General features: G+C 73.9%; 19 protein-coding genes. 6 read left to right on the top strand and 13 right to left on the bottom strand.

Going from position 1 to position 23,979, the window contains the following annotated elements; genetic code table 11:
* Positions 1 to 15: 15 nt before the first annotated feature.
* The 5 genes from NP075_RS11220 to NP075_RS11200 are packed head-to-tail and all read right to left on the bottom strand — an operon-like array spanning position 16 to position 6,706.
* Positions 16 to 1,281, bottom strand: a complete 1,266-nt coding sequence (locus NP075_RS11220; RefSeq protein ID WP_227563293.1) for a cation:proton antiporter — start codon at positions 1,279 to 1,281, stop codon at positions 16 to 18.
* Positions 1,278 to 2,618, bottom strand: a complete 1,341-nt coding sequence (locus tag NP075_RS11215; protein WP_227563292.1) for a cytochrome P450 — start codon at positions 2,616 to 2,618, stop codon at positions 1,278 to 1,280. The genes NP075_RS11220 and NP075_RS11215 overlap by 4 nt, the downstream gene beginning before the upstream one ends.
* On the bottom strand, positions 2,615 to 3,646 hold the full coding sequence (locus tag NP075_RS11210; RefSeq protein WP_227563291.1) for an alpha-hydroxy acid oxidase: 1,032 nt from the start codon (positions 3,644 to 3,646) through the stop codon (positions 2,615 to 2,617). Before NP075_RS11210 ends, NP075_RS11215 begins: the two co-directional genes overlap by 4 nt.
* A 1-nt stretch (position 3,647) precedes the next feature.
* On the bottom strand, positions 3,648 to 5,201 hold the full coding sequence (locus NP075_RS11205; RefSeq protein WP_227563290.1) for an NAD(P)-binding domain-containing protein: 1,554 nt from the start codon (positions 5,199 to 5,201) through the stop codon (positions 3,648 to 3,650).
* Positions 5,198 to 6,706: an aromatic amino acid ammonia-lyase gene (locus tag NP075_RS11200; protein WP_227563289.1), complete on the bottom strand. Its 1,509-nt coding sequence runs from the start codon at positions 6,704 to 6,706 to the stop codon at positions 5,198 to 5,200. The genes NP075_RS11205 and NP075_RS11200 overlap by 4 nt, the downstream gene beginning before the upstream one ends.
* A 62-nt stretch (positions 6,707 to 6,768) precedes the next feature.
* On the opposite strand from NP075_RS11200, the gene NP075_RS11195 reads away from it, so the two are divergent.
* Complete coding sequence (locus NP075_RS11195; RefSeq protein ID WP_227563288.1) at positions 6,769 to 8,205, top strand: class I adenylate-forming enzyme family protein; 1,437 nt, start codon at positions 6,769 to 6,771, stop codon at positions 8,203 to 8,205.
* Here the strand turns inward: NP075_RS11195 and NP075_RS11190 are convergent.
* The 4 genes from NP075_RS11190 to map all read right to left on the bottom strand — a co-directional run bounded on the left by NP075_RS11190 (position 8,195) and on the right by map (position 12,161).
* Complete coding sequence (locus tag NP075_RS11190; RefSeq protein ID WP_227563287.1) at positions 8,195 to 9,103, bottom strand: DUF817 domain-containing protein; 909 nt, start codon at positions 9,101 to 9,103, stop codon at positions 8,195 to 8,197. The genes NP075_RS11195 and NP075_RS11190 overlap by 11 nt on opposite strands.
* 112 nt (positions 9,104 to 9,215) lie before the next feature.
* Entirely contained in the window at positions 9,216 to 10,313 is a 1,098-nt protein-coding gene (locus NP075_RS11185; protein WP_227563286.1) for a fatty acid desaturase family protein, read from the bottom strand.
* 172 nt (positions 10,314 to 10,485) lie between these two features.
* Positions 10,486 to 11,292, bottom strand: a complete 807-nt coding sequence (gene ppgK / locus NP075_RS11180) for a polyphosphate--glucose phosphotransferase (RefSeq protein WP_227563285.1) — start codon at positions 11,290 to 11,292, stop codon at positions 10,486 to 10,488.
* The gene (gene map, locus NP075_RS11175) at positions 11,289 to 12,161 is read right to left on the bottom strand and encodes a type I methionyl aminopeptidase (protein WP_227563284.1); all 873 of its coding nucleotides are present in this window, start codon (positions 12,159 to 12,161) and stop codon (positions 11,289 to 11,291) included. Before map ends, ppgK begins: the two co-directional genes overlap by 4 nt.
* A 57-nt stretch (positions 12,162 to 12,218) precedes the next feature.
* On the opposite strand from map, the gene NP075_RS11170 reads away from it, so the two are divergent.
* Positions 12,219 to 12,386 (top strand): SPOR domain-containing protein, encoded by a 168-nt coding sequence (locus tag NP075_RS11170; protein ID WP_227563283.1) that lies wholly within the window; start codon positions 12,219 to 12,221, stop codon positions 12,384 to 12,386.
* Between the two features lie 42 nt (positions 12,387 to 12,428).
* On the opposite strand, the gene panB is transcribed toward NP075_RS11170, so the two are convergent.
* Positions 12,429 to 13,250: a 3-methyl-2-oxobutanoate hydroxymethyltransferase gene (panB, locus tag NP075_RS11165; protein ID WP_227563282.1), complete on the bottom strand. Its 822-nt coding sequence runs from the start codon at positions 13,248 to 13,250 to the stop codon at positions 12,429 to 12,431.
* A 119-nt stretch (positions 13,251 to 13,369) separates the two neighbouring features.
* On the opposite strand from panB, the gene glnA (NP075_RS11160) reads away from it, so the two are divergent.
* The 3 genes from glnA (NP075_RS11160) (at position 13,370) to NP075_RS11150 (ending at position 19,045) form a co-directional block, all read left to right on the top strand.
* Positions 13,370 to 14,707 (top strand): type I glutamate--ammonia ligase, encoded by a 1,338-nt coding sequence (gene glnA / locus NP075_RS11160; RefSeq protein ID WP_227563281.1) that lies wholly within the window; start codon positions 13,370 to 13,372, stop codon positions 14,705 to 14,707.
* Between the two features lie 4 nt (positions 14,708 to 14,711).
* Complete coding sequence (locus tag NP075_RS11155; protein ID WP_227563280.1) at positions 14,712 to 17,753, top strand: bifunctional [glutamine synthetase] adenylyltransferase/[glutamine synthetase]-adenylyl-L-tyrosine phosphorylase; 3,042 nt, start codon at positions 14,712 to 14,714, stop codon at positions 17,751 to 17,753.
* 62 nt (positions 17,754 to 17,815) lie between these two features.
* Positions 17,816 to 19,045 carry a cytochrome P450 gene (locus NP075_RS11150; RefSeq protein WP_227563279.1) on the top strand — a complete coding sequence of 410 codons (1,230 nt, stop codon included), beginning with the start codon at positions 17,816 to 17,818 and terminating at the stop codon, positions 19,043 to 19,045.
* A 37-nt stretch (positions 19,046 to 19,082) separates the two neighbouring features.
* Here the strand turns inward: NP075_RS11150 and NP075_RS11145 are convergent, their stop codons facing one another.
* Both NP075_RS11145 and NP075_RS11140 read right to left on the bottom strand, forming a co-directional pair.
* Complete coding sequence (locus NP075_RS11145; protein WP_227563278.1) at positions 19,083 to 20,387, bottom strand: alkaline phosphatase; 1,305 nt, start codon at positions 20,385 to 20,387, stop codon at positions 19,083 to 19,085.
* 136 nt (positions 20,388 to 20,523) lie between these two features.
* Positions 20,524 to 21,567, bottom strand: coding sequence for a hypothetical protein (locus tag NP075_RS11140; protein WP_227563277.1), 1,044 nt, complete (start codon positions 21,565 to 21,567; stop codon positions 20,524 to 20,526).
* A gap of 121 nt (positions 21,568 to 21,688) precedes the next feature.
* On the opposite strand from NP075_RS11140, the gene NP075_RS11135 reads away from it, so the two are divergent.
* The gene (locus NP075_RS11135) at positions 21,689 to 22,297 is read left to right on the top strand and encodes a TetR/AcrR family transcriptional regulator (RefSeq protein WP_227563276.1); all 609 of its coding nucleotides are present in this window, start codon (positions 21,689 to 21,691) and stop codon (positions 22,295 to 22,297) included.
* 118 nt (positions 22,298 to 22,415) lie between these two features.
* Here NP075_RS11135 and glnA (NP075_RS11130) read toward each other — a convergent pair whose 3' ends face one another.
* On the bottom strand, positions 22,416 to 23,840 hold the full coding sequence (gene glnA, locus NP075_RS11130; RefSeq protein WP_227563275.1) for a type I glutamate--ammonia ligase: 1,425 nt from the start codon (positions 23,838 to 23,840) through the stop codon (positions 22,416 to 22,418).
* Positions 23,841 to 23,979 lie beyond the last annotated feature (139 nt).

Below are 23,979 nucleotides of genomic sequence, written 5' to 3'. Positions count from 1 at the left end.
GTAATACCCGTCTCGTCACAGCGTCGCGCGGACCGGCTCGCCGACGTCCGGCGTCGGCTCGACGGCGGGGTGACGACGCTCCACCCAGGTCAGCAGCGGGCTCGTCATGATCGTCGTCACGAGCGCGACGAGCACCAGCACGGTGAAGAGCGCGGGCCCGACGATCCCGGCCTCGAGCCCGATGTTCAGGGCGATGAGCTGCATGAGCCCGCGCGCGTTCATGAGCGACGCGACCCGCAGCGCGACCCCCTGCGGCTCACCGCGGCGTCGTGCGGCCGCCCAGCAGGCGCCGAACTTGCCGACGACGGCGAGCACCACGCAGGCGACCGCGAACAGCAGCACGGCCGGGTCGGTGAACAGCCCGAACTGCGTGTTGAGGCCCGAGTACGTGAAGAACAGCGGCACGAGGACCCCCGTGACGGGCGTCAGCCCGGCGACCACCCGGTCGGCCGCCGGCACGCGCGGCACCGCCAGCCCGAGCGCGAACGCGCCGAAGACCGCGTAGAGGCCGATCTCGTCGGTGAACCACGCGGCGGCGAACAGGACCGCGACCGTGCCGATGAGCCGTGCGTGGTCGTCGACGCGCGTGGTGGCCATGAGCCGCCGCATGCCCGGGCGCGCGACGAACCACACGAGGGCCACGAACACCAGCGCGCCGCCCACGGTCAGCAGGGCGGGGCCGGGGCTGCCGGAGGCGACCGCGAGGACGCCCGCGAGCAGCACCCAGGCCACGACGTCGTCGACCGCGCCGCTGGCCAGGGCGATCGACCCGTGCCGGGTGCCCGCCTGCCCCCGCTCGGTGATGATGCGCGCGAGCATCGGGAACGCCGTGATCGCCAGCGCGACGCCGACGAACGCCGCGACGACACCGACGGGCACGCCGTCGGGCCGCAGCGGCACGTGGTCGGCCGCGACGAGGACGAGCGCGGTCCCCAGCAGCAGGGGCGCTGCGACGCCCCCGAGGGACACCGCGGCCGCCGTCCGTGCCAGGCCGTCGGAGCGGTGGGTGCTGAACGCGTACCCCGCGTGGAACATCAGCAGGACGAGCCCGATCTGCCCGACGACGTACAGCACGGGCCGCAGCTCGTCGGGGAAGAGCGCCTCCTGCACCGCCGGCAGGAGCAGGCCGAGCAGGGAGGGGCCCAGGAGGACGCCCGCGACCATCTCGCCGACGACGGGGGGCTGGCCGACGCGGCGCATGAGCGCGGACACGCCGCGGCACACGACCAGGATCACGACGACGGCGAGGAAGAAGCGTGGTGCCAGCTCGACGGGTGTCATGCGCGGACCTCCGCGAAGTAGGTGGTGCAGGGTTTGATCCGACGGGCCTCGAGGACCATGTAGGTGCCGAGGACGAGCTGCTGCACCGAGCGCCCGACGTCGGCCCAGCGGTCGCCCACCCGCATCGCCGCGAGCCGCACGCGACCGGGCCCGAGGGCTCCGACGGGCGTGAGGTGGGCGGGTCCGCGATCGGGCAACGAGCGGGTGTGCACGGCCGTCGAGGTGACGTCGTACCGGCGCAGCACCTCGCGCAGCACCGCGCGCAGCATGACCGGTGCGGACCCGCGGGCCGGGCAGGCCCTGTTGGCCGTCACGCCGAACGGGATGAACCGTGCGTCGTGGTGCCGCAGCGTGCGCCACCGCTCGGGGTCGAAGGCATCGTCGCCCGCGGCACCCGTGCGCTGGTAGGCGAGGTAGTTGAAGAGCAGGACGGACCCGGTCGGCAGGGTGACGTCCTCGTCCACGACGATCGGTGCGGACGTGATCCGGTGCGCGACACCGAACAGCGGGTGCACCCGCAGCGTCTCGTCGACGATCCGGTCGAGCGCGTCGTCGTCGTCGAGCTGGTCGCGCGCCGGCGGGTACGCGCCCGCGCACAGCAGCAGGTGGGCCGCGGCCTCGGACATCTGCACGATCGCGGTGTTGAAGAACGCACCCTGGAGGTACCAGGCCGTCTCCTGCGCCGTGAACGGTGGCGGCAGGACGACGGGGCACGTCCCGTCCTCGACGCGGCGCCGCAGGTACTGCGTGAGGCGGTCGCGGCGGTCCATGTGCCGCAGGCCGGTGCCCTTCAGGGCGGTCACGACGTCGTCCGCGTTGGCCACGACGAGGTCGCGGGCCTCGCGTGGGCACGGCTCGGCGAAGACGAGCTCGTGGTAGACCTCGGCCCACACGGGCATCATCAGGTCCCGCAGCCGCACGAGGGTGGTGCGACCCGGGGGCAGTGCGTCCAGGGCGCGCCGCACGGCGGCCGTCGCCAGCTCGTCGCTGCGCGCGTGGCGCACGGCGAGCACCTGGCGCGTCGTGCGCGCGACCGTGCGGTACCGCTCACCCGGCTCCAGGTGCTCCTGGTGCATGTGGGGCCCGGGGGACAGCCAGTACCAGAAGAGGTCGGACAGCCCCGCGCCGGCGCTGCGGCCGTCGGCCGCGGGGTCCGCGTACACCCGCTCGAAGTGCTCGGCCGGGACCAGCGGGCCGGGCACGGCGATGCCCTCGGTCCCGTTGACGCGCGTGAAGACCCGTTCCCGCAGCCGCACGACGGCCCGCGGCAGCCACCTGGGCAGCGTGCCGACCGTCCCGAGGGCGAGCGCCCCGATCGCGACCGTGGACACCTTCACGGGACCACCACCAGGTCCGGCGTGAGGTCGGCCGGGCGGTGCGCGCCGGCGAGCGCCATCGCGTGGGCGAGTGCGTCGGCGAGGTCGTCGAGCACGGCCCGCACGCCGTCGGCCCCCGACAGCGCCAGCCCCCACAGCACCGGGCGGCCCACCATGACGGCGTCCGCGCCCAGCGCGAGCGCGACGAGCGCGTCGACCCCGCTGCGCACGCCGCCGTCGAGCAGCACCGGGACGCGGCCCGCCACGGCGTCGACGACGGCCGGCAGGGCGTCCAGCGTGGCCAGCGCGCCGTCCAGCTGCCGCCCGCCGTGGTTCGAGACCACGACGCCGTCGACGCCGTGCTCGACGGCGAGGCGTGCGTCGGCCGGGTGCAGCACGCCCTTGACCAGGACCGGGAGCGACGTCGTGCCCCGCAGCCAGGCGACGGCGTCCCAGCCCAGGTCGGGGTCGACGACGAGGTCCCGCAGGCGCCCGTCGCGCCCGCGCATGTTCTCGCACACGAGGCCGGCGGGCAGGTCCGTGAACCGGTGGCGCTCGTCGCGGACGTGGCGCCCGCGCACGGGGGAGTCGACCGTCAGGACGATCGCCCTGCACCCGGCGGCCTCGGCGCGCGCGACCACGTCCGCGGTGAACGCGCGGTCGGGCTGCACGTAGAGCTGGAACCACAGGGCGGCGCCGGTCTCCGCGATGTCCTCCACGGCCGTCGTGGCCATCATGCTGACGGTCAGCAGGCCGTGGGCGGCGGCCACCCCCTCGCCGGTCGCCACCTCGCCGGCGCGGTGCGCGAGGCGGTGGAAGGCCGTCGGGGCCACCACGACGGGTGCGGCGAGCCGCGCGCCGGGCAGGTGGGTCGACAGGTCGGGCGTCCCGGGCCCGCGCAGGACCCGGGGCCGCAGCCGGCGACGCACGAACGCGTCCTCGTTGCCCGTCAGCGTGCGCTCGCTGCCCGCGCCACCGGCCAGGGCGTCGAAGTGCACGGGGTCGAGCACGTCGCGCGCACGGCGCTCGGGCTCGCGCGACGGTGTCATGTCAGTCCCCCGCCAGGGCGCCCGCGACGAACGCCTCGAGCGGCGCGACGTGCGCGTCGGGGCGGTCCCACCGGTTCTCGAGGTTCTCCGCGACGTGGTGGGTCGCCACGTGCTCGCCGTGCCGGTGGTGCCGGACGACGGGGTGCAGGTAGGCGGCGTCGTGCGCGACCCCCGGGGTGTCCTGCGCGATGCGGCTCACGGTCGCGTCGAACGGGTCGACCTTGTCGTGGTCCGGCCCGTACTCGAGGGTGACGACGAACGCGTCGTCGTCGTGGCCGTCGGGCCCCAGCCCGACGCGTGCGTGGTAGTCGACGGGGACCTCGTCGTGGTAGCGCGCCTGCCCGCCGGTGACGGTCACCACGTCGGCGAGCACGCCGAACTGCTGCCAGAGCGCGGACGTGCGGTTGACCCGCGCCACGACCGCCGCCGTGATCGCGGCCGGTGTCGCGTCGACGGGGACCGACGGCCACGGCTCGCCGGCGTACCGGCGTGCCAGGACCCGGTGCAGCGCGCGCGCCCCGTAGCGGAACCCGTGGACGAAACCGCTGGTGGAGCGCCGGAAGTCACGCTGCTGGCTGATCGTCCCGGCGAAGAACAGGCCGGGGACGTCCACCGACTCCCACTCGTCGGTCTGCGCCGGGAAGCGGCCGCCGATCGCGAGGGCCGGCCGGCACGACGCGTCGAACACCGAGGCGTCGAACGCGAAGCCCGTGCACGCGAGCACGCGGTCGTAGTGCAGCACGCGCGTCTCGTCGGCCCGCGTGAACCGGAACGTGACCGCCAGGCCCTCGCCGTCGCGCTCGATCCGCTCGACCGTGCCGTCGAGCACCGCGTTGGCGGACTTCAGCTGGTAGGTGTCGAGGAAGTTGTTGTTCACCGCGCGCAGGTGACCGACGTAGTGCGTGCGCCACGCCAGGTGGACCGACTCCGGGCCGGCGACGTGGATGACCGTCGTGGTCTCCATGAGGGCGTCGGCCGTCTCGAAGGCGGAGTTGCCCTTGCCGATGATGAGGACGCGCTGGTCGAGGTAGTCGGCCGGGTCGACCGACATGGTGTCGTAGCCCTCGGCCAGCTCGAACCCGGGGATCGGGGGCCGGTGCGTGCGGCTGACACCGGTGGCGACGACGACCGAGCGCGCGGTCAGCGTGTCGCCGCCGACCTCGACCTCGAACACGTCGTCACGGCGGGAGACCCGGGTCACCGCCGCGCCGTACCGCACCCGCACCTTCGACCGCTCCGCGAAGTCCGCGAGGTAGCGGACCATCACGTCGGCGTCGGGGAAGTAGCGGTCGGTGTAGCGCGTGAACCGCAGGTCGGGGTCGTCGCTCAGCAGCGAGTTCCAGTCGAGACGCAGGTTCAGCTCGGGGTCGTCGCTGCCCGTGCGGGGCTTGTTGATCGAGATGAGCCGGCGGTGCCGCGGGTACCGCGTGAAGAACGAGCCGGGCACGTCGGCGCGCTCGACGACGAGGTAGTCGCGACGCCCGTCGGCCTCCAGCAGCGCGCCGAGCTGCAGGCCGGCGGGGCCCGCTCCGATGACGAGGTGGTCGAGGGTCACGGCTGGTCCTCCGGATCTGTGGGCAGCAGGACGTGCGCGCACGCGCGCACGTCCCGCGCGAGCGGGCGGTCGGGGTCGACGGGACGGACGGCGGCGGCGAGCGCGGACAGCAGCGCGCCTGACGCCGACGTGGTGGGGGGTCGGGCGCCGACGTGGGCGGCCTGGCGCAGGCCGAGCGCGAGCGAGCCGACGAGCAGGCGCAGGACCTCGACGCCGTCGAGCGAGCGCAGCGCCGCCTGCGTGCCGAAGGGGACGACGTCCTGCGTGCGCAGGTTCGTCGACAGCGACTGCATGCTCGCCGGCGTCGCGTCCCGGCGGAGCTCGGCGACCAGCGCCGTGGACGCGAGCTGCACGCCCTGGACCCCGTGCTGGCGTCCGGGGCCCGCGGCGAGCATGGGCGGGAGGTCGCCGTTGCGGGTGGGGTCCACGAGCAGGTCGAGCTGGCGCTCGGCGAGGTTCCCGAGCTGGGCGGTGACGAGCGCGAGCAGGTCGGCCGCGAACGCCGCCGGCTGACCGAAGAAGTTGCCGCCGTGCACGATCTTGTCGTCCTGGGGGAACAGCAGCGGGTTGTCGCTGACCCCCGCGAGGTCGGCCGCGACCACGTCCCCGACGTACCGCAGCGCGTCGTGGGCGGCGCCCAGGAGCTGCGGCGTGCACCGGATGGAGTAGGGCTCCTGCAGCGGACGGGTGCCCGACGGGCGCAGGCCCGTCAGGAGCTCGCGCATGCGGGCGCCCACGGCGGCGGCGCCCGGGTGGGCGTACCGCTCGAGCAGGTCGGCGTCGGTGAACTGACCGTCGCAGCCGAGCAGGTCGGTCAGCAGGCACGCCAGGCGCACGAGCGCGCCGTGCGCCCGGTCGATGCCGTCCAGCGCGAGTGCGAGGGCGGCGGTCGTCAGCGACGTGCCGTTGACCAGCGCCAGGGCGTCGCGGCCGTCGAGCCGGAGGGGGGTCAGCCCGGCGGCGTCGAGCGCGTCGCGCGCGGGCATGCGCCGTCCGTCGACGTCCGCCTCGCCGTCTCCGCGCAGGGCTGCGGCGACGGCGGCCAGGGGCACGAGGTCGCCGCTCGCGCCCACGGACCCCCAGCGTGGGACGACGGGGGTGAACGTCGTGGCGAGCATCGCGGCGAGCGCCTCGAGGACGTGCGGCCCCACGCCCGACGCGCCCTGCGCGAGCGAACGGGCCCTGACCAGCACCGTCGCCCGGACCAGCCCCGGCGGCAGCGTCGGCCCCTGCCCGGCGCCGAGGTGCGCGAGGGTGTTGTCCGCCTGGTCCCCGCCGTCGGCGCGCCCCCGGAACCCGACCAGGGCGCCGAACCCCGTGGTGCGCCCGTACACCGCGCGGTCGTCGGCGACGGCCGTGTCGAGGAGGGCCCGCGCCGCGCCGGTGCGCTCGCGTGCCTCGAGCGGCACGACCACGTCGACCGGGCCGGCGGCGGCCACCAGGTGGTGGGTCCGCAGAGGGGCGGCGAGGTCGACGCGTGTCGTCAGCGCGGCGCGGGCTCTCATGGGCCCGACGGTAGGTAGTTGATCTCAAAACTATGTGAGATGGGTCACCTAGTTTCGTCGGCATGGACGACGACGTCACGCACGGCACGGCGCCTCTCTGGCCGCAGCCCGTGCTCGACCTGCTGGCCCGGGACCCCGACCGGCCGGTGTTCGAGGACGGCGACCGCGTCGTCGCGGCGGGCCAGATGCTCGAGGCGGTGGCGCGTGCCGTCGCAGGGCTGCGTGCGGCCGGCGTCGGCCCGGGTGTCGGGGTCGCGCTCGACCTCGGGGTGTCACCGGAGGCGTTCGCCGTCACCGTGGGGTCGTTCGCCGTGGGTGCGCGGGTGTGCGCGGTGCCGCCTCTCCTCACGCCGCAGCACAGGACGGACCTGCTCTCCCGTGCCGACGTCGCGCTCGTCGTCGACGAGGACCGCCTCGCGGACCTCCTGTCGTGCCCGCCGGTGACGTCCGTCGTGGCGGCGGGCCAGCCCGCCGGCGTCGCCCGTGTCACGTGGACCAGCGGCACGAGCGGACGCCCGAAGGGGTGCGTCGAGTCGTACGCGGCGATGAGCGCCGCGTGGGCCGCCCACCCCGACCGGTGGCCGCCCGCTGTCGCCGCGCTCGCGCCCCGGCTGCAGCGCTACCTCGTGTTCGGGACGCTCGGCAGCCAGGTGATGCTCGAGTACGGCGTGCTGACGCTGGCCGCGGGCGGCGTCCTGGTCGCGGCGCGACCGCCGGGGTTCCCCGACGCCCTCACCCGGCACCGGGCGACCGCGAGCGTCATCACCGTCGGGCGGCTGCACCAGCTGGTGCGCGCGCAGCGCGAGCACCCGCGCGACCTGTCGACGCTGCGAGCGCTGATCGTCTCCGGGTCGCCGCTCGAGCCCGTACGCCTGGCCGAGGCGCTCGACGTCCTGGGCCCGGTCGTCTTCCACGGCTACGGGCAGACCGAGACCGGCATGATCGCGATGGCCACGCCCGACGAGATGCTCGCCGACCCGGCCGTCCTCGCGTCGGTGGGCCGGCCCCCGGCCGCCGTGGAGGTGCGGGTCGACGACGGGGAGCTGTGGGTGCGCACCGGCGCACAGGCGCAGGGGTACTGGGACGACCCGCAGGAGTCCGCCGACGTCTTCGTCGACGGGTGGGTGCGCACGCGCGACCTCGGGGACGTCGACCCCGCCGGGTACGTCCACCTGCGGGGCCGGGCCCGGGACGTCGTGATCGTGGACGCGCAGCTCGTGCACGCCGGCGCCGTCGAACGGGTGCTGGCGCAGGACCCGGCGGTCGCCGAGGCCTACGTCACGGGCCGCCCCGACGACACGACCGGCGAGGCCGTGCACGCGTGGGTCGTGCCCGCGGCGGGGCGCACGCCGGACCCCGGCGCCCTGCGGGCGCACGTCGCGCGGGTCCTCGGTGCGCGTGCCGTCCCGCGCACCGTGAGCGTCGTCGACGGCGTCCCGCTGGCACCGAGCGGCAAGCCGGACAAGTCCGCGCTGCAGCCCGCCGAGGTCATCGCGTGACGGCGCCCGCGCCGTCCGGGGGGCGGGGCGGGTACACCCAGGTCACGAGCACGACCGAGACGATCATCAGCAGGAACCACGAGACGAGCTTGGTGCCCCCGACGACGTGCCACCCGTCCACCTGCGAGGGGTAGAGCCAGGCGCCCGCGAAGGTCGCCAGGTTCTCGGCGACCCAGATGAACGCGGCGACCAGGGTGAACGCGAGGAGCAGCGGCATGCGCAGGCGGGCCGCGTGGACGCGGAAGTGCATGACCGTACGTCCGTACACCGCCACGACGGCGGCGAGCAGGACCCAACGGGCGTCGGCGACCCAGTGGTGCGTGAAGAAGTTGGCGTAGATGCCCACGGCCAGCGCGGCGGTCACCCATCGGCGCGGGTGACGGTCGAAGCGCAGCTCGAAGATCCGGAACACGCGCACGAGGTACGACCCGACGGCGCCGTACATGAACCCGGAGAACAGCGGCACGTCGCCCACGCGCAGGACGCCCTCGGCGGCGTACGACCACGAGCCCGCGTCCGTCTTGAACAGCTCCATCGCGGTGCCGACGAGGTGGAAGAGCAGCACCACGCGCATCTCGCGGACGGTCTCCAGGCGCGTGGCCAGCATGAGGACCTGCAGCCCGAGCGCGGCGAGGGTGAGCGCGTCGTTGCGGGCGAGCGACGCGGACTCGGGGTACCAGAACCGGGCCGCGAGCAGCAAGGTGAGCAGCGCACCGCCGAACAGGCAGGCCCAGCCCTGCTTGAGGACGAAGACCACGAGCTCGACCAGCCACGCGTGCGCCCGGCTCCCGGGCACGAGCGCGAGACGGCCGCGAGCCCACGCGTCGATGCGTTCCTCGACGATCGTGAGCTCGCGCGCACCGGCTCGGGGGAGCGTCAGGCGCAGGTCGCGGAGCATCCCCCCATCCCACCGCGGCGGTGCGGTGGGACGGGGGCTGCTCGGCGGGTGGGTTCTCGGCGGGACCTGTGCAGATCCTGTGCGGCGCCCCACACCGGGCGCCACGCGCGGGTCAGCGCGTCGAGCGCGGGCGGTACCGCTGGACCATGGGGCAGTCGAAGGGGTCGCGGGCGGCCAGGCCGACGCGGTTGAGGTACTGGACGACGAGGACGTAGGAGCGCACGAGCGAGGTCTCCGTGTACGGCATGCCGACGCTCTCGCAGTGCTCGCGCACCATGCGGCGGGCGCGGGCCAGGTGGGGCCGCGGCATGCTCGGGAAGAGGTGGTGCTCGATCTGCGCGTCGAGGCCGCCCATGAGCATCGTGACCGTCATGCCGCCGTTGATGTTGCGCGACGTGAGGACCTGCTTGGACAGGAAGTCGAGCCGGCTGTCCGCCGGGATGATCGCCATGCCCTTGTGGTTGGGGGCGAACGACGCGCCCATGTAGACGCCGAAGACGGCGAGCTGCACGGCGAGGAACGCCGCGGCCATGCCGAGGGGGAGCGCCCAGACGACCAGGGCGACGTAGATGCTCAGCCGGGCCGTGATCATCACGAGCTCGACGGTGCGCATCCGCGACGGCGGGCTCGCGAGCAGGCTCTTGAACGCCAGGACGTGCAGGTTCACGCCCTCGAGCGTCAGCAGCGGGAAGAAGAGCCAGCCCTGGCGGCGCGTGATCGCGGCCATGAGACCGCGCTGCTTGGCGGCGTCCTCCTCGAGGAAGGACACGGTGTCCCACTCGATGTCCGGGTCCTTGCCGACGCGGTTGGGGTTCGCGTGGTGGCGGGTGTGCTTGGTCATCCACCAGGAGTGGCTGATGCCGACGACGCCGTTGGCCAGGATCCGGCCCAGGCGGTCGTTGGCGGGGCCGGTGAGCAGGACCTGACGGTGCGACGCCTCGTGCGCGACGAACGCGAACTGCGTGAGCACCAGGCCGAGGCCGGCGGCGACGGCGAGCTGCCACCAGGAGTGCCCGAGCAGCACGAACGCGGCGACGAGACCACCGAGAGCGGTGGTCAGTCCCGCGAGCAGCGAGATGTAGAAGCCGGGTGTGCGGTCCAGCAGACCTGCCTCGCGCACCTTCGCCGACAGCTCGTGATAGCTGCCGGTGGCGGCCGTCTGTCGGGTGGGCGTCGCAACGGGGGGCGCAGGTACGGGTGCAGGAGCCATGTGACCTCCAGGGCTCGGGTCGACTTCCCAGCCGTGGGGGGTGAGCGGGCGCTCGCGGATGCTCCTACCCTACGCGACCGTAGGTTCGCTGTCCCGGGGTGCCGTCGAACGGCGCGCCACGCGCACAGTTCTACCCGTTCGGCCCCGGACGCCCGGCGCGCAGGCGCGGCCGTCAGTGGGCGTGCGCCGCCGCCAGGCGCGCGGCGCCGACGATGCCGGCGGCGTTGCGCAGGTCCGCCGGAACGATCTTCGTGCGCAGGTCGAGCAGCGGCAGGAACTGCGCGTGCTTCTTGCTCACGCCGCCGCCGACGACGATGAGGTCGGGCCAGAACAGGTTCTCCACGACCGTGAAGTACCGCTGCAGGCGCTGCGCCCACTGCTCGAACGACAGGTCCTCGCGGTCGCGCGCGGCGTCGGACGCGCGGGACTCGGCGTCGTGCCCGTCGATCTCGAGGTGGCCCAGCTCGGTGTTGGGCACCAGCACGCCGTCCACGACGAGCGCGGACCCGATGCCGGTGCCCAGCGTGACGACCAGGACGACGCCCGGCACGTCCTTCGCCGCGCCGTAGACGACCTCGGCGTACCCGGCGGCGTCGGCGTCGTTCACCGCCAGCACGCGCCTGCCCGTGGCAGCGCCGACGGTCGCGGCGACGTCCGTGCCGATCCACGAGTCGTCCACGTTCGCGGCCGACTGCGCGACGCCGTGGAGGATGACCGCGGGGAACGTGACCCCGATGGGCACGTCCTTGTCGAGGTCGAAGGAGTCGACGACCTCGGCCACCGTGCGCGCGACCGCGTCGGGCGTCGAGGGCTGGGGCGTCGGGATGCGGACGCGCTCGGCGGCGAACTCACCGGTCTCCAGGTCGACCGGCGCGCCCTTGATGCCCGAGCCGCCGATGTCGACGCCGAACGCCGTCGCCGGGTGGCGCTTGCCGTGCTTCTTGCCGTGCTCCGTCTCGTGCCTGTCGTCCTTGCTCATGGCAGTGTCAGGACCTCCGCCCCGGAGTCGGTGACCAGCAGGGTGTGCTCGAACTGCGCCGACCGGCTGCGGTCGGCCGTGACGACCGTCCACCCGTCGTCCCACATCTCCCAGTCCGCGGTGCCCAGGTCGAGCATCGGCTCGATCGTGAAGACCATGCCGGGCTCGATGACGGTCGCGTACTGCGGTGCGGCGTCGTAGTGCGGCACGACCAGGCCCGTGTGGAACGCCGGCCCCACGCCGTGCCCGGTGAAGTCGCGCACGACCCCGTAGCCGAATCGTGCCGCGTACTTCTCGATGACGCGACCGATGACGTTGATCTCGCGGCCGGGCCGCACCGCCCTGATCCCGCGCTCGAGGGCCTCCCGCGTGCGCTCGACGAGCAGCCGCGACTCCTCGTCGACGTCGCCGGCGAGGAACGTCGCGTTCGTGTCGCCGTGCACGCCGCCGACGTACGCCGTGACGTCGATGTTCACGATGTCGCCGTCCTGCACGACGGTGGAGTCCGGGATGCCGTGGCAGATGACCTCGTTGACCGACGTGCACAGCGACTTGGGGAAGCCGCGGTACCCGAGCGTCGAGGGGTAGGCGCCGTGGTCGAGGAGGAACTGGTGCCCGACCGCGTCGAGCTCGTCGGTGGTCACCCCGGGCGCCACGTGGCGGCCCACCTCCTGCAGGGCCTGCGCCGCGATGCGGGCGGCCACGCGGATGCGCTCGATCGTCGCGTCGTCCAGCACGTCCGGCCCGCGCCACGGCGCCGGCATCGGGCGGTCGACGTACTCCGGACGGGGGATGTGCGCGGGGACCGGACGCCGCGGGCTGACCTGCCCGGGGACGAGCGCGGTGCGCGACGGGTGGACCGACGGCATGCTGGTCAGTCTACGTAGCGGCGGGCCGCACCGGCCTGCCGGGCGAGAGGAGCCGAGGTGGCGGAGTACTTCTACAACACCCGTACGCACGAGGTGGAGGAGGGGCGCCAGAGCGACTGGTCGCAGCTGATGGGCCCGTACGCGACGCGCGAGGAGGCCCTGCAGGCGCTCGAGCGGGCGCGCGCCCGCAACGACGCGTGGGACGCGCAGGACGCGGAGCAGTGAGCGCCGCGCGACGGCCGCCCGGGCGCGGCCGTCACGCCGACGTCACGCGTCGAACGAGTGGGCGGCGTCCGGGAACGTCCCGGAGCGGACCTCGTCGGCGTAGTCGCGCGCGGCCGCCGTCAGGGCCGCGCCGACCTCACCGAACCGCTTGGCGAACCGGGGCGACCAGTCGCCCATGCCGGCCATGTCCACCCAGACCAGCACCTGCCCGTCGCAGTGCGGGCCGGCGCCGATGCCGATGGTGGGCACCCGCACGACCTCGGTGATCCGTGCGGCGACGGTCGCCGGCACCATCTCCAGCACGATCGCGACCGCGCCGGCGTCGGTCACCGCGACGGCGTCGTCGCTGAGCTGCTCGGCCGCGTGCCCGCGGCCCTGCACGCGTGGCCCGCCGAGGGCGTTCTCCGACTGCGGGGTGTAGCCCAGGTGCGCCACGACGGGGATGCCGGCCTGCGTCAGCGCGCGGATCTGCGGCACCGAGCGGTGGCCGCCCTCGAGCTTGACGGCCGAGACGCCCGTCTCCTTCATGACCCGCACGGCGCTCGCGAGCGCCTGCTCGGGTCCCGCCTCGTAGGTGCCGAAGGGCAGGTCCGCGACGACGAACGCGCGGCGCACCGCACCGGCGACGGCCCGCGCCGCGACCACGATGTGGTCGAGCGTCACCGGCAGCGTCGTGGCGTGCCCGTGCATCGTGTTCCCGATCGAGTCGCCGACGAGCAGCATGTCGATGCCCGCGTCGTCGAACAGCCGCGCGGTGAGCGCGTCGTACGCCGTCAGCATGGTCAGCCGCTCGCCGCGGTCCTTGGCGGCCTGCAGGTGGTGGACGCGCACGCGGCGCGGTGTCGGGACGTCACTGGGCGACATGTCGCGAGCCTAGCCGCGGCGGCTGGTCGAGGGCTGTGAGGTCCCGCACACGCCGACGCGCTCGGCCACGTGCGTGACGCACGCACCGACCGGCGCGTTCATCAGGCAGGATGTACGCCATGGACAGGCAGCAGGAGTTCGTTCTCCGCACCGTCGAGGAGCGGGACATCCGCTTCATCCGTCTGTGGTTCACGGACGTCCTCGGCATGCTCAAGTCGGTCGCCGTCGCGCCCGCCGAGCTCGAGCAGGCGTTCAGCGAGGGCATCGGGTTCGACGGCAGCGCGATCGAGGGTCTGACGCGGGTCTACGAGGCGGACATGATCGCCAAGCCCGACCCCTCGACGTTCCAGATCCTGCCCTGGCGGGGGGAGCGGCACGGCACCGCGCGGATGTTCTGCGACCTGCTGACGCCGGACGGTGAGCCGTCGCTGGCGGACTCCCGGTACGTGCTCAAGCGCGCGCTCGACCGCGCGAGCGACCGCGGCTTCACCTTCTACACGCACCCCGAGGTCGAGTTCTACCTGTTCGACGCGCCGGCGGACCCCAACCGTCCCCTGGTGCCGGTCGACCAGGGCGGCTACTTCGACCACGTGCCGCGCGGCACGGCGCACGACTTCCGACGCGCCGCGATCACGATGCTCGAGTCCATGGGCATCTCGGTCGAGTTCTCCCACCACGAGGCCGGCCCGGGTCAGAACGAGATCGACCTGCGCTACGCCGACGCGCTGACGACGGCCGACAACATCATGACGTTCCGCACGGTCGTCAAGGAGGTCGCCCTCGAGCAGGGCGTCTTCGCGTCGTTCATGCCCAAGCCGCTGGCGGACCAGCCGGGCTCCGGCATGCACACCCACCTGTCGCTCTTCGAGGGGGACCGCAACGCGTTCCACGAGCCGGGCGCCCCGCTCGAGCTGTCGAAGGTCGCGCGGTCGTTCATCGCCGGCCTGCTCACGCACGCGGCCGAGATCACGGCCGTGACGAACCAGTTCGTCAACTCCTACAAGCGGCTGTGGGGCGGCGCCGAGGCGCCGAGTTTCGTCTGCTGGGGTCACAACAACCGCTCCGCGCTCGTCCGCGTGCCCATGTACAAGCCGGGCAAGGGCAACTCCAGCCGCGTCGAGTACCGCGCCGTGGACTCCGCCACGAACCCCTACCTCTCGTTCGCCGTGCTGCTGGCGGCGGGCCTCAAGGGCATCGAGGAGGGGTACGAGATGCCCGAGGGCGCCGACGACGACGTCTGGGAGCTGACCGACGCCGAGCGCAAGGCCCTCGGCATCGAGCCGCTGCCGACGTCGCTGGAGGCCGCCATCGACGTCATGCAGCGCTCGGAGCTCGTCGCCGAGACGCTGGGTGAGCACGTCTTCGACTACTTCCTGCGCAACAAGCGCCAGGAGTGGGCCGAGTACCGTGCGCAGGTGACCCCGTACGAGCTGCAGCGGTTCCTGCCGCTGATCTGACGCCATGTCGACGTCGACCGGCCGTGGCGCCTCGCTGGCGGCGCGGCTGACGCGCGTCGGCGTGGCCGACGTGCCACGGGCCGAGCGGCTCCTGGCCGACGCGGCGCTGACGGCGGTCGACCCGGACGTCGTCGACCACGTCGTGGACGCCTTGCGGGACGTCGGCGACCCCGACGAGGCGCTGCTCGCGCTCGCGAAGGTGGCCGGGGCGGTGCAGCGGGACCCGGCGCTGTCGGGCCTGCTGCGCGACGTGCTGGCCGACGACGGACCGGCGCGCCGCCGGCTGCTCGCGCTGACCGGCGCCTCGTCGGCCATCGGCAACACGCTCGCCGCGCACCCGGGCAACCTGCGCGTGGTCGCGGACCCGGAGCCGGGCCTGGGTGTCGACGCCGGGCGGGTGCGCGCCGAGCTCCTGCGCGCGGTCGACGCGGACCCGGACGCCGAGGTGCCCGTGGCTGGTCTCGCCGGCACGCCCGGGATCGACGCGATGCGGCGTGCGTACCGGACCCGGCTGCTGCGCGTCGCGGCGACCGACCTGACCTCGGCCGACCCGCTGAGCCGGCTGCCCGGCGTCGGCGCGGCCCTCGCGGACCTGGCGGCGGCTGCGCTCGAGGCGTCCCTGGCGCTGGCCCGGGCCGACCTCGACGACGAGGGACGCGGTGTGCGCCTGGCCGTCATCGGCATGGGCAAGGCCGGTGGGCGCGAGCTCAACTACGTCTCGGACGTCGACGTCGTGTACGTCGCGGAGCCGGTCGAGGGGACGCCGGAGGACGACGCCATGATCACCGGTGCGCGCCTCGCCGCGGGCCTGGCGCGGGCGTGCTGCGGTCCCGCGGGCGAGCCCGCGCTGTGGCCGGTGGACGCGGCGCTGCGCCCGGAGGGCAAGGACGGCCCGCTGGTGCGCACGGTCGCGAGCCACCGTGCGTACTACGAGCGCTGGGCGAAGACGTGGGAGTTCCAGGCGCTGCTCAAGGCCAGGCCGCTGGCCGGTGACCGCGCGCTGGGCGGCGCGTACGTCGAGGCGGTGTCACCGTTCGTGTGGTCGGCGGTCCAGCGCGACAACTTCGTCGAGGACTCGCAGGCGATGCGTCGCCGGGTCGAGGCCCACATCCCGCGCGCCGAGGCGGACCGTCAGCTCAAGCTCGGCAGCGGGGGCCTGCGGGACGTGGAGTTCACCGTCCAGCTGCTCCAGCTCGTGCACGGGCGCGCCGACGAGACGATCCGCAGCCCGAGCACCCTGACGGCGCTGGCGGCGCTCGCCGCCGGTGGTTACGTCGGACGCGACCACGCGGCGCAGCTCGCGGTCTGCTACCGGTGGATGCGGATGATGGAGCACCGCATCCAGCTGCACCGGCTGCAGCGCACGCACCTGGTCCCGACCTCGGACGCGGACCTGCGGCGACTGGCCCGCACGATGGGCATGCGGGCCGAGGGTCCGCAAGGGCTGCTCGAGCGGTGGCGCACGATCCGCCGCGACGTGCGACGGCTGCACGAGGAGCTGTTCTACCGGCCGCTGCTGCCCGCCACCGCCGCGCTGTCCACCGAGGAGGCGCGCCTCGCGCCCGAGGCGGCGCGCGCCCGGCTGGCCGCGATCGGGTACCGCGACCCGGCCGGCGCCGTCCGGCACATCGCTGCGCTGACCGACGGCGTCTCCCGGCGGGCGGCGATCCAGCGGCAGCTGCTGCCCGTCATGCTCGGCTGGTTCGCCGACGGTCCCGACCCCGACGGCGGTCTGCTCGCCTTCCGGCGCCTGTCGGACCAGCTCGGCACGACGCACTGGTACCTCAAGCTGCTGCGCGACTCCGGTACCGCGGCGCAGCGCCTCGCGCAGGTGCTGTCGACGTCGCGGTACGCGGCCGACGCGCTGCGCAGGTCGCCGGAGTCGGTCACCTGGCTGGGCGACGACGCCGAGCTCGCGCCGCGCTCCGCCGAGCGGCTGGCGGCGGAGGCGGACGCCGTCCTGCGCCGTGCGGCCGAGCCCGTGCCCGCCGTCACGGCGCTGCGGGCCCTGCGGCGCCGGGAGCTGGCGCGCACGGCGGTGGCCGACGTCCTCGGTGTGACCACGGGCGTGCGGGCGTCGCAGAGCCTGACGATCACCGCGGACGCCGTGCTCGCCGGCACGCTGCGGGTCGCGGAGTCCGACGCGCGCACGGCCGCCGGCATCGACGCGAACCCCACACGGCTGCTGGTGGTGGCCATGGGGCGGCTCGGCGGCCGCGAGATGGCGTACTCCTCCGACGCCGACGTGCTGTTCGTCCACGACCCGGAGCCGGGCGCGGACGGCAGGGTCGCCCAGGACTTCGCGGTGGCCGTGGCCACGCGCGTGCGCCAGCTGCTCGGCAGCGTCGGCCCGGAGCCGACCCTGAGCGTCGACGCCGACCTGCGTCCGGAAGGTCGCAACGGCCCGCTGGCGCGGTCGTTCGACGCGTACGCCGAGTACTACCAGCGGTGGTCCTCGCCCTGGGAGAGCCAGGCGCTGCTGCGCGCGCGGCCGGTCGCGGGAGACCGGGCCCTGGGGGAGCGGTTCGTCGCGCTCGTCGACCCGCTGCGGTACCCCGCCGGCGGGCTCGACGCGGCGACGGTGCGCGAGGTCCGGCGCATCAAGGCGCGGGTCGAGGCGGAGCGGCTGCCGCGCGGCGTGGAGCCGAGCCGTCACCTCAAGCTGGGTCGCGGAGGCATCAGCGACGTGGAGTGGACCGCCCAGCTGCTCCAGCTGCAGCACGCGCACGAGGTGCCCGGGCTGCGGACCACGTCGACGCTCGACGCGCTGGCCGCCGCCCGGGACGCCAGGCTGCTCGTGGCGGACGACGCGAGCGTGCTGCGCGACGCGTGGGAGCTGGCCTCGCGCATCCGGGACGCCAACGTCCTGTGGACCGGACGCGCCGAGGGTGTGCAGGCCGACGTCCTGCCGCACGACCGCACGGCGCTCGCGGGCGTCGCGCGCGTGCTGGGGCACCCCCCGGGGTCGGGCGCGATGCTCGAGGAGACGTACCTGCGGACCGCACGCCGCGCGCGTGCCGTGGTGGAGCGCGCCTTCTACGGCTGACGCCTCGGGCCGACCCTCCCCGGGGGTGGTGGGCCGGACGGGTGGCCCCTAGTGTCGAACGGGTGACGGCCACCGCGGACGGGCAGACGCAGGACGCACCGACGGGCTGCCCGGTGCGCAAGCTGGCCCAGCCCGACGACGGCACCGGCCCCGACATCGAGCACGTCACCGGGGACCGGCCGCGCTGGCGCATCCGGTCGTACGCGCTGGCCCGCACGGTGCTGCGGCACCCCGAGCACACGCGGCAGGCGGGCTTCGGTGCGGAGGAGCTGGGCGGCGGGGGACCGGTGCGGATCCGTCCGCCGATCCTGTTCGTCGAGGGGGAGGCCCACCACGCCCAGCGCCGCGCGGCGGCCCACCTGTTCGCCCCGCGCGTCGTCGCCGGCTACCGGGACTGGATGGGGGAGACCGCGGAGCGTCTCGTCGCTCAGGTGCGCACCGACCGGTGGACGGACCTGACCGGGCTCAGCATGCAGATGGCCGTCGAGGTCGCGTCCCGGGTCATCGGCCTCGACCACGGTGGGTCACCGCGGATGCGTGCCCGGCTGGACGAGTTCTTCGCACCACCGCCGCGGCCGGGCTCGCCGCTCGCGGGGGTGCGCGAGGCGCTGCGCGGCACCGCGATGTTGCGGTTCTACCTGCTCGACGTGAAGCCGGCCATCCGCGCGCGGCGGCGTCGTCGGCGCGAGGACCTCATCAGCACCCTGGTGGACGCCGGCTACTCGGACCTGGAGATCCTCACCGAGTGCGTCACGTACGCGGCTGCGGGCATGGTGACGACGCGGGAGCTCATCGCCGCGGCCGTGTGGCACCTGCTCGACGACGGCGCGCTGCGTGCGCGGTACCGCGCGTCCGACCGCGACGGCCGCGTCGCGATCATCGAGGAGGTGCTGCGCGTCGAGCCCGTGGTCGGGCACCTGCTGCGCCGCACGACGGCTCCGCTGACGTTCCACGGGCCTGACGGCCCGGTCGAGGTGCCGGCCGGTGCGCTGATCGACGTGGACGTCCGGGCGGTCAACGCCGACGAGCGGGTCGTGGGCGCCGACCCGCACGCGGTGCACCCCCACCGGGCCATGGCGCGTGCGTCCGGACCGGCCGTCCTCGCCTTCGGCGACGGTCATCACCGGTGCCCGGGTGCGCCGCTCGCCTCCGCGGAGGCGGAGGTGTTCGTCTCCGCCCTCCTGCGCGAGGACCTCGCGGCCGCCGGTCCGCCCCGCGTCCGGTGGAGCGAGCAGAGCCAGGGGTACGACCTCACGGCGTTGCGCGTGCGGCGGGTGCCCCTGCCGCGGTGAGGCGTCGGCGCGTCCCGTACGGGAGCCGCCGCCCGGGTCAGCCGCGACCGTGGCGCATGGCGGCGAGGATGGTCGCGAACACGTCGGTGCTGTGCTGCGTCCGCGCGAGCTCCTCGGCACCGGGGCCCTGCGCCGTCAGCGGCGTCGCACCACCGGTGTGGCCGCTCGTCGTCCAGTCGACGGTGAACGTCAGCGTGCTGCCCGCGATGTCGAACGGCCCGTCCTCGCCGCTCTGCAGCACCTCCGGCGAGGTGCTCGCACCGTCGCCGGACTCGTCGTCGGGGTCGAGGTTCTCCACCGCCAGGCCACCGGTCTCGTGGTCCCCGACCACGACGACGAGCGTGTCGCGCCGCTGCGCCGCGAAGTCGCGGACCAGGGCGACGGTCTCGTCGAACGCCTGACCGGCGCGGATGGCGAGGCCCGCGTTGTTGGCGTGCGCCATCTCGTCGATGCCCTCCTCCTCGACGAGCAGGAAGAAGCCGTCGCGGTCCGCGGAGAGCACGTCGAGTGCCTTCTGCGTCATGGTGCGCAGCGGCACGACCGGGGCGTACTCGTCGCCCTGCCCCTCGGGAGCCTGCTCGAACATCTCCTCGTTGGCGAACAGGCCGAGGATCCGTCCGGCATCCGTGGCCGCGAGCTCCTGCGGGGTGCTGACGTAGGTGTAGCCGTTGTCGACGGCGAGGTCGACGAGGTTGCCGAGCGTGCTGCGGCTGACCTCGGGGCGCGGGTCGTCGGGGTCGTCCGGGTACGCGCCCTCGTCGCCCTCGGGGTACCACCAGTCCTCCCCGCCGCCCAGGACGACGTGCGGCCTGGACTCCTCGACGAGCTGGCGGGCGATCTCGCTCTGGTCGGCGCGGTCGGCCACGTGCGCGCCGAAGGCACCCGGCGTCGCGTCGGTCACCTGTGCCGTCGTGACGAGGCCGGTGGACCTCCGCAGCGCGGTCGCGTGCTCGAGCAGGCTGGTCACGGGTCGCCCGTCGGCGTCGACGCCGACGGCGCCGTTGTAGGTGCGCACCCCGGTGGCGAACGCCGTGGCGCTCGCCGCGGAGTCGGTCACCGCCTCGTCGGGGTCCGCAGAGTCGGTCCGGGTCCAGCCCGCGTACCGCAGCTGGTCCATCGCCAGCGTGCCGTCGTGCCCCACGGTCGCCAGCCGGATCGCGTCCCGGGCACCGATGCCCAGCCCGTCCCCGACGAGCAGGACGACGTTCCTCGCGCGCTGCGGGTGGGGCTTGCCGCGTTCGCCCCCGCGGGCGTCGTCCGCACCTCCTGCGGCCAGCCCGAGCGCGAGGGCGAGGACACCGCCCGTCGCGACCCATCCCTGACGTAGGTCGAGCCTGCGCATGCTCCGCTCCGTCCTCGGACGCCGTCGTCCGTGGTGACGTCCCCCGCGCGGGGCCTCCAGGCCATGCTCGGCGCCGCCGACGGGCAGCGCAAGCGGCCGGCCGCGACGCGCTCAGCGCCGCGGCCGGGCCGACCCGTCAGGCGACGGCGGGCTCGAGGGCGGTGGGTGCCTGCCGCGTGCGACGCGTGCCGATCGCGTGGACCGCGAGCCCGACGACGACCCACGCACCGAGCGTGAGACCGGCGGTCAGACCGCCCGTGCCACCGAAGTACGCGACCGAGCGGACGAGGGTGCCGGTCGCCCCGGGAGGCAGGACCTGCCCGAACGCCCCGAGCCCGGACGGCAGCCAGGCGGCGGTGGTGGCGATGCCCGCGAACGGGTTGCCGAGGAACATCATCGACATCGCGCCGATCGTGAACCCCTTGCCGCCGAAGGCCTCCTGGAGCCCGGTGAGCGGGAACGCCATGGCGGCGATCCCCAGTGCCATGGCCCCGGCGACCGGCAGGAACGCGGAGTCGATGCTGCCGAAGCCGAACCGCAGCACGGCGGCGACGACGAGGCCGCCGACCACGGAGAAGGTGAGCAGGCCGATGAGCTTCCAGGTGTTGCTGCGCGCGAAGGCGGTCCGGAACGCGACGACGGGCACGATGCCGCCGAACACGAGCGGGAACGCCAGGCCGCCGATGCCGATGCCCGACGGGTCGGTGGTCGGCAGCGCGACGACGTCGGCGGTCGTGACGGGGACGCCCATCGCGGTGCCGATGGCCTGCGCGGTGGAGGAGACGGACTGCGCGATGGCGCCGCCACCGGCGGACGCGACGACGCTGTGGACACCGTTGGGCCCGACGACGAAGCCGCCGACGACCTCGCGCCCGCGCACCGCCTCGACCAGCGCCGCCTGGTCGGTGAACTCCTGGACGTGGTAGGCGCCGGGCGCGGAGGCCGTCAACGCCTCCTCGAAGCGGTCGGCCTCCTGCGAGGACCCGACGAGCCCGACCGGCAGGTCGGTCGGCCCGCTCTTCAGCGACGGGAGGATGAAGATGGCCAGCAGCGCGGCCAGGACCGCGCCGAGCGCGACGGTCATGCCGACGAGTGTGGTCAGCTGCTTGCGCTTGCGCGGGGGCGCGACCTCGCCCTCAGGGTCGCGCAGGGCGGGGGCGAGCTCGGTCGTCGCAGTCATGAGTTCCTTCATCCGGGACAAGCGGAGGATGACCGTCCGCTTATGTGGATGATAGCCCTCCGGTTAGGCTGGAGGTGTCGGAATGCCCCGCTCGTGGGCATCGTCACACCGAGGGGGAGACATGCGGGCGGACGCAGCGCGTCGTCGTGCCGCGCTCATCCGCGCGGCCCGGCACCTGTTCGCGCTGCACGGCAGCGACATCGCCCTCGACGCAGTCGCCGAGGCGGCCGACGTGGGCATCGCGACGCTGTACCGCAACTTCTCCTCGCGGGCCGTTCTGGCCGAGGAGGTGGCCCTCGCCATCCTGGACGACGTGCACGCGGCGGCCGACGAGGCGCTGGACCGCATGTCCGACGAGCCGGAAGCAGCCTGGCACGCGTACGTCCGCCGGCTCGTCCAGCTCGACCTGGGGGCCCTGTCAGCCGCGCTGACCGAGCACCTCACGGACGACATGTCCGCGCACGTGCGCGCGGCGCAGACCACGACGCTCGCGGGGGTGGGTGACCTGCTGGGTGCCGCACGCGCCGCCGGCCTGGTCCGCCATGACCTGGAACCGCTCGACCTCGTGCTCGGCATCGGGCTGATCACCCGTCCGCTGCCCGAGCCCGTGGCGCGCGACGTGCCCGACCTGGTGCCCCGGATGGTCGACATCGTGCTGGCCGGGATGCGGCCCGGTGTCGACGACGGGCGCCGGCCGGACGGTGCCGGCCGACCCGACGCGAGGGCGTGAGCTCCGACGCGCGTGGCAGGGGATGTCCGTCGTCGCCGCCTGCACGGGCGCCGGACACGCCACGAGGGGCGCCCCTGACGGGACGCCCCTCGGTGCCTCACTGATCGGGAGCAGCCGATCAGCAGTCGTAGTAGAGCTCGAACTCGTGCGGGTGCGGACGCAGCCGGATCGGGTCGACCTCTGCCGTGCGCTTGTAGTCGATCCACGTCTGGATGAGGTCCGGCGTGAAGACGTTGCCGGCCGTGAGCCAGTCGTGGTCGGCCTCGAGGTTGTCGAGGACCTCGGACAGCGAGCCCGGGACCTGCTGGATGAGCGCGTGCTCCTCGGGGGGCAGCTCGTACAGGTCCTTGTCGATCGGGTCCGGCGGCTCGATCCGGTTCTGGATGCCGTCGAGGCCTGCCATGAGCATGGCCGCGAACGCCAGGTACGGGTTCGACGACGGGTCGGGCACGCGGAACTCGATGCGCTTGGCCTTGGGGTTCGACCCCGTCACCGGGATGCGGATGCACGCGGAGCGGTTGCGGGCCGAGTAGACCAGGTTGACCGGCGCCTCGAACCCGGGCACCAGGCGGTGGTAGGAGTTCACCGTCGGGTTGGTGAACGCCAGCAGCGCGGGCGCGTGCTTCAGCAGGCCGCCGATGTACCAGCGGGCCATGTCGGACAGGCCCCCGTAGCCCTTCTCGTCGAAGAACAGCGGCTCGCCGTCCTTCCACAGCGACTGGTGCACGTGCATGCCCGAGCCGTTGTCACCGAAGAGCGGCTTCGGCATGAAGGTCGCCGTGCGGCCGTTCTCGTGCGCGACGTTCTTCACGACGTACTTGAAGAGCTGCACCTTGTCGGCCGACTTGCCGAGCGTGTCGAAGCGGTAGTTGATCTCCGCCTGTCCGGCCGTGCCGACCTCGTGGTGGGCGCGCTCGACCTGGAAGCCCAGCGCGTCGAGCTGCAGCGAGATCTGGTCGCGCAGGTCGGCGAAGTGGTCGACCGGCGGCACGGGGAAGTAGCCACCCTTGTAGGGCGTCTTGTGCCCGAGGTTGCCACCCTCCTCCTTGCGGCCCGTGTTCCACGCGCCCTCGATGGAGTCGATGTAGTAGAACGACGCGTCCTGGCGGGTCTGGAACCGGATGTCGTCGAAGATGTAGAACTCGGCCTCGGGCGCGAAGAACGCGGTGTCCGCGATGCCGGTCGACTTGAGGTACGCCTCGGCCTTGGCGGCGACCTGGCGCGGGTCGCGGCTGTAGGGCTCGTCGGTGTACGGGTCGACGATGTGGAAGTTGATGTTGAGCGTCGTCTCCGTGCGGAACGGGTCGACGTACGCCGTCGTCAGGTCCGGGATCAGCTTCATGTCGGACTCGTGGATCGCCTGGAAGCCACGGATCGACGAGCCGTCGAACATCTGGCCGTCGGTGAAGAAGTCCGCGTCGAGCGAGCCGGCCGGCACGTTGAAGTGCTGCATCACGCCCGGCAGGTCGCAGAACCGCACGTCGACGAACTTGACGTCCTCGCTCTTGATGAACGCCAGGACTTCCTCCGGCTTGGTGAACATCCGCTGCTCCTCGGTCGATGGTGCCCGGTCGTCCCGGGCAGAGCGAGGCTAGGAGCATGGCGTTTCCCTGCCGTGCCACCACTGTTTCCGGGACGTTACGGGGCGGTGTGCGAGGTAACGATCGCACGACATGACGCGT

Source organism: Cellulomonas wangsupingiae, assembly GCF_024508275.1.
Classification (GTDB): domain Bacteria; phylum Actinomycetota; class Actinomycetes; order Actinomycetales; family Cellulomonadaceae; genus Cellulomonas; species Cellulomonas wangsupingiae.
The sequence above is the reverse complement of the archived record's forward strand: the minus strand, read 5'-3'. Positions and strand labels throughout refer to the sequence as shown.